This is a genomic window from Mesorhizobium sp. M1E.F.Ca.ET.041.01.1.1 (assembly GCF_003997355.1).
GTDB lineage: Bacteria > Pseudomonadota > Alphaproteobacteria > Rhizobiales > Rhizobiaceae > Mesorhizobium.
Genome location: NZ_RZSL01000473.1, coordinates 1 through 4,915 on the forward strand (window position 1 = coordinate 1; position 4,915 = coordinate 4,915).

General features: G+C 65.0%; 3 protein-coding genes. 2 read left to right on the forward strand and 1 reads right to left on the reverse strand.

Features of this window, described 5'->3' with window-relative positions; genetic code table 11:
- The coding region (locus EOA38_RS28090) for a helix-turn-helix transcriptional regulator (RefSeq protein ID WP_145966097.1) at positions 1-733 on the forward strand (733 nt) is incomplete at its 5' end.
- Between the two features lie 225 nt (positions 734-958).
- Here EOA38_RS28090 and EOA38_RS28100 read toward each other — a convergent pair.
- A complete protein-coding gene (locus tag EOA38_RS28100; RefSeq protein WP_127300754.1) occupies positions 959-1,906 on the reverse strand; it encodes a DMT family transporter in 948 nt (315 codons plus the stop codon).
- Positions 1,907-2,058: 152 nt separating this feature from the next.
- Between EOA38_RS28100 and pepN the strand changes: the two genes are divergently transcribed.
- Positions 2,059-4,704 (forward strand): aminopeptidase N, encoded by a 2,646-nt coding sequence (gene pepN / locus EOA38_RS28105; RefSeq protein ID WP_127300755.1) that lies wholly within the window; start codon positions 2,059-2,061, stop codon positions 4,702-4,704.
- Positions 4,705-4,915: the final 211 nt, after the last annotated feature.

The window sequence follows — 4,915 nt, forward strand, 5'->3', positions numbered from 1 at the left end:
CGCCATGGAGGCCGATATCTCGCAGCGGCATCTCTCCTTCGTCGAAAGCGGCCGCGCCCAGCCGTCGCGCGAGATGGTGCTGCATCTGGCCGAACAGCTCTCCATTCCTCTGCGCCAACGCAACCAATTGCTGCTCGCGGCCGGCTTCGCGCCGAGCTTCAGCGAAAGGCCGCTGAGCGATGCGACGCTGGCGCCGGCACTTGCCGCGGTCGAGACAGTGCTCCGAGGGCACGAACCCTTCCCTGCGCTCGCGGTCGACCGGCACTGGAACCTCGTTTCCGCCAACGCCGCGATCGGCCCATTCCTCGCCGATGTTTCCGAGCCGTCGCTGCTCAAGCCGCCGGTCAATGTGCTGAGGCTGAGCCTGCATCCGGGCGGTGTCGCGCCACGCATCGTCAACCTGGCGGAATGGCGCGCGCATCTGCTCGAGCGCCTGAAACACCAGAACGACGCCACCGGCGACCCCGTGCTGATCGACCTGGAGAAAGAGTTGCGCGCCTATCCGTCCGGCCTGAAAAGCAGCCGGCCGGCGCCGGTCGAGCCGAGCGGCATCGTGCATCCGCTCAGGCTCGCGCATGACGACACTGTGCTGTCTTTCATCAGCACGATCACAGTGTTCGGCACGCCGCTCGACGTCACGCTGTCGGAACTGGCGATCGAATCTTTCTTCCCGGCCGACGAGCAGACGCGAACGGTGCTGCTGCGGCTGGCGAAGGAGCCGAGCTCTCGATAGCTCAAACAGAAAGGTCCGAGGGACAGCACCCCCCTCTGGCCTGCCGGCCATCTCCCCCGCAAGGGGGAAGATCAGCAGCTTTGCCGACGGGCGCTCTTCCTGCAACGTCGGCGATTGGCGAAAGCCAAGGCGACATCCAATCTCCCCCCTTGCGGGGGAGATGTCCGGCAGGACAGAGGGGGGTGTGAAGGAACTCGGCCTTTGAGGTTTCCTTCTTGAAACAGATCACCCCTGCGGCGGCGTCGCTCTTCGCGTCCGCGTGCGCTCAAGCCCGAGTTGCCGTTCGCGCCAGATGATGAAGATGCCGGCGGCGACCACGATCACGCCGCCTACAAGCGTATTGAGCGATGTCACGTCGCCGAAGACGAAATAGCCGACTACGACGCCAAGGATCATCGAGGTGTATTCGAACGGCGCCACGACGGACGCCTCGGCATGGCGGTAGGCGGATGTCATCAGGATCTGGCCGAGCCCGCCGCAGAAGCCGGCCACGACGAGCAACGCGGCTTGCATCGGTGTCAGCGCCTGCCAGCCGAAAGGCAATGTGAACAGCGCCAGCACGCTCGCGGTCGAGGAGAACCAGAGCACGATGGTCGCCGTCTTCTCGGTCTGCACGAGATTGCGCACCAGAAGCATGGCGACGGCCGAGATTGCCGCGGCGATCAAGGCCGCCATGACGCCCAGCACCTCCTGGTCGTCCAGCGCCTCGTCGGAATTCAACAGCGTCAGTTCCGGCCAGGAAATGATGAGCACGCCGACGAGGCCGACGGCGACCGCACTCCAGCGATAGACGCGGATCGTCTCGCCGAGGAAGACCGAGGAGAACACCACCACCAGCAGCGGCTGGGCATAGTTCAGCGTGATCGCCTCTGGCAGCGGCAGCCTGGTCAGCGCGAAGAAACCGAGCCCCATGGCGCCGACTCCGACGAGGCCGCGCGCGATATGGTTGAACGGCCGTTTCGTCGTGAATGCCGTGGCCAACTCTCCCTTGAATGCCAGGAAGGCGATGATCGGGAAAATGGCGAAGAAGGAGCGGAAGAAGACGATCTGCCCGGCGGGCACGTCGCCGGCAGCCTTGATGCAGGTCTGCATGCCGACGAAGACCGCCACGGAGACGATCTTGAGCGCAATGCCGCGCAGCGTGTCGTGGCCGACGGCATGATCGACGGTCATCTTGCCTCGTGACGATGGTCGGAAACGAAGCCCGGAAATAGACCCCGGCGCAGTTTTGTCGAGTGACCGTTTCGTGTAAAGAGCGCGGACTTCAAAATTCTTGGGCCAGCAACCCCGCTGCCCGCCCGAAAATCGACAGGAAAACCAGCGGAATGCGCACCGATACCGGCCATGTCTTCAAGCTCGAAGACTATCGCCCCAGCGACTATCTCATTCCGCGGACCAGTCTCGATTTCCGCCTGTCGCCGGATGCGACCCGCGTCACCGCCGTGCTCACCATCGAGCGGCGCGAAGGCGTCGCGGCGTCGGCGCCGCTGGTGCTCGACGGCGACGGGCTGACGCTGCTTGGCATTGCCATCGATGGGCATGTGCTCTCGCCCTCGGACTATCAGGCGACGCCGGACCAACTGACCATTGCAAAGCCGCCGGCTGCGCAAAGCTTCGAGCTTCGCCTCGATACCGAGATCGCGCCGGCCAACAACGAAGCCCTGATGGGCCTCTACCGGTCCAACAATGTCTATTGCACGCAATGCGAGGCCGAGGGCTTCCGCCGCATCACCTATTTCCTCGATCGGCCCGATATCCTGTCGGTCTACACTGTTCGCATCGAGGCCCCGCACAACGAAGCAGCGCTGCTGCTTTCCAACGGCAATCCTGTCGAAAGCGGCACGCTGGCCGGCGGCCACCACTATGCAGTCTGGCATGACCCCTTTCCGAAACCCTCCTATCTCTTCGCGCTGGTGGCGGGTGCGCTCGGCAAGGTGGCCGGCAGCTTCACCACCCTGTCCGGCCGCGAGGTCGAGCTCGGCATCTATGTCGAGCCCGGCAAGGAGCACCTCGCCGGCTACGCGATGGACGCGCTGAAGCGCTCGATGAAATGGGACGAGGACGCCTTCGGCCGCGAATACGACCTCGACGTCTTCAACATCGTCGCGGTGTCCGACTTCAACATGGGCGCGATGGAGAACAAGGGCCTCAACATCTTCAACGACAAATATGTGCTGGCCGACGAGGAGACCGCGACCGATGCCGACTTCGCCAATATCGAAGCGATCATCGCGCATGAGTATTTCCACAATTGGACCGGCAACAGAATCACTTGCCGCGACTGGTTCCAGCTCTGCCTGAAGGAAGGGCTGACGGTTTACCGCGACCACGAATTTTCGGCCGACCAGCGTTCGCGGGCGGTGAAGCGCATCGCCGAGGTGCGCACGCTGCGCGCGCACCAATTCCCTGAGGACCAGGGGCCGCTGGCGCATCCGGTGAGACCGCGCCGTTACCGAGAGATCAACAACTTCTACACGGCGACCGTCTACGAGAAGGGCTCGGAAGTGGTGCGCATGATCCGCACCATTCTGGGGCCGGAGACCTTCCGCGCCGGCATGGACCTCTATTTCGAGCGGCATGACGGCGAGGCCGCGACCATCGAGGATTTCCTCAAGGTGTTCGAGGATGTGTCGGGGCGAGACCTCGCGCAATTCGCGCTCTGGTATCACCAGGCCGGCACGCCGAACCTGACGGTCGGTTCCTCCTACAATGCCGCGGCCAAGGCCTTCACGCTGGAGATCGAACAGTCGGTGCCGCCGACACCGTCGGAAAGCCGCAAGCGGCTGATGCATATTCCGCTGGCCTTCGGCCTGGTCGGCGCCGGCGGCAAGCCCGCAGCCTGGCAAAGCGTCGAGGGCGCCGCCGTCGAGGACGGTGTTATCCATGTCCGCAAGCGGCGGCACACAGTGCGCTTCTCGGGGGTTGCGGAACGGCCTTCGGTGTCGCTCAACCGCGGCTTCTCGGCGCCGATTACGCTCTCGGTGCAGCAGAAGGCCGACGACCAGTTCTTCCTCGCCAGCCATGACAGCGACTCCTTCTCGCGCTGGCAGGCGTTCAACACGCTGCTCACCGACGCGCTGATTGCTGCCTTCCGTCAGGTGCTGGGCGGCAAGGAGCCGGCCTTTGCACAAAAGCTCGCCGACCTTGCCGGCCGAATCGCCGGCGACGAGACCCTGGAGCCGGCCTACCGGGCGCTGGCCTTGTCGCTGCCCGGCGAGGCCGACATTGCCCGCGATATCGGCAAGGGCATCGATCCGGACGCCGTCTTCGCCGCCCGCGAGGCGCTGGCGCGGACAATCGCCGAGGCGAATCGTGAGAGCTTCTCAGGCCTCTACGACAGCCTCGCCGACAAGGGTCCATTCACCCCCGACGCGGCGAGCGCCGGGCGGCGGGCGCTGCGCAACACCCTGCTCGATTACCTTTCGCTGCTGCCCGAGGGCACGGCACTTGCCGCGGCGCATTTCCGCGCGGCAACCAACATGACGGATCGCGCGGCGGCGCTCACCGTGCTGGCGCACCGCCATGACGGCTCTCCCGAGGCGGAGGAAGCGCTGGCAAGCTTCGAGGCCAGATATCGGGGCGATGCGCTGGTGCTAGACAAATGGTTCCAGATCCAGGCCGGCGTGCCCGGCCCGCGGACCGTCGAGACGGTGCGCGCGCTGATGCGGCATCCCGCCTTCTCGATCGCCAATCCGAACCGGGTGCGCTCGCTGATCGGCACCTTCTCCAGCGCCAACCAGACCGGCTTCCATCGCGCCGACGGCCAAGGCTACCGCTTGTTCGCCGAGACCGTGCTGGAGGTCGAGAAGCGCAACCCGCAGGTGGCGGCAAGGCTGGCGACGGCGATGCGGTCCTGGCGCTCGCTGGAACCGATCCGGCAGGACAAGGCAAGGCAGGCGCTGCTGCAAATCGCGAACGTCGAGAACCTCTCGGCCGATCTGCGGGATATCGTGGAGCGCACGCTGGCGTAGCCCCTCTCCTTCTCCCCTTATGGGCTAGCGTGCGCACACATTTGCTTCGGGCTCATTTTTGCGAGGCCAGAACGAAGCCGTGTGTGATGGCGTTGAAGCGTCTGAGGCCGTGGGTGAAGGTGATGGGCCCTGGCGGGCGTTCCTTTTCGTAGCCGTTCCAGCCTCCGAGCCTGGCGATACACCAGGCGGCCCAGGCGAGCGTGTGCGTGGG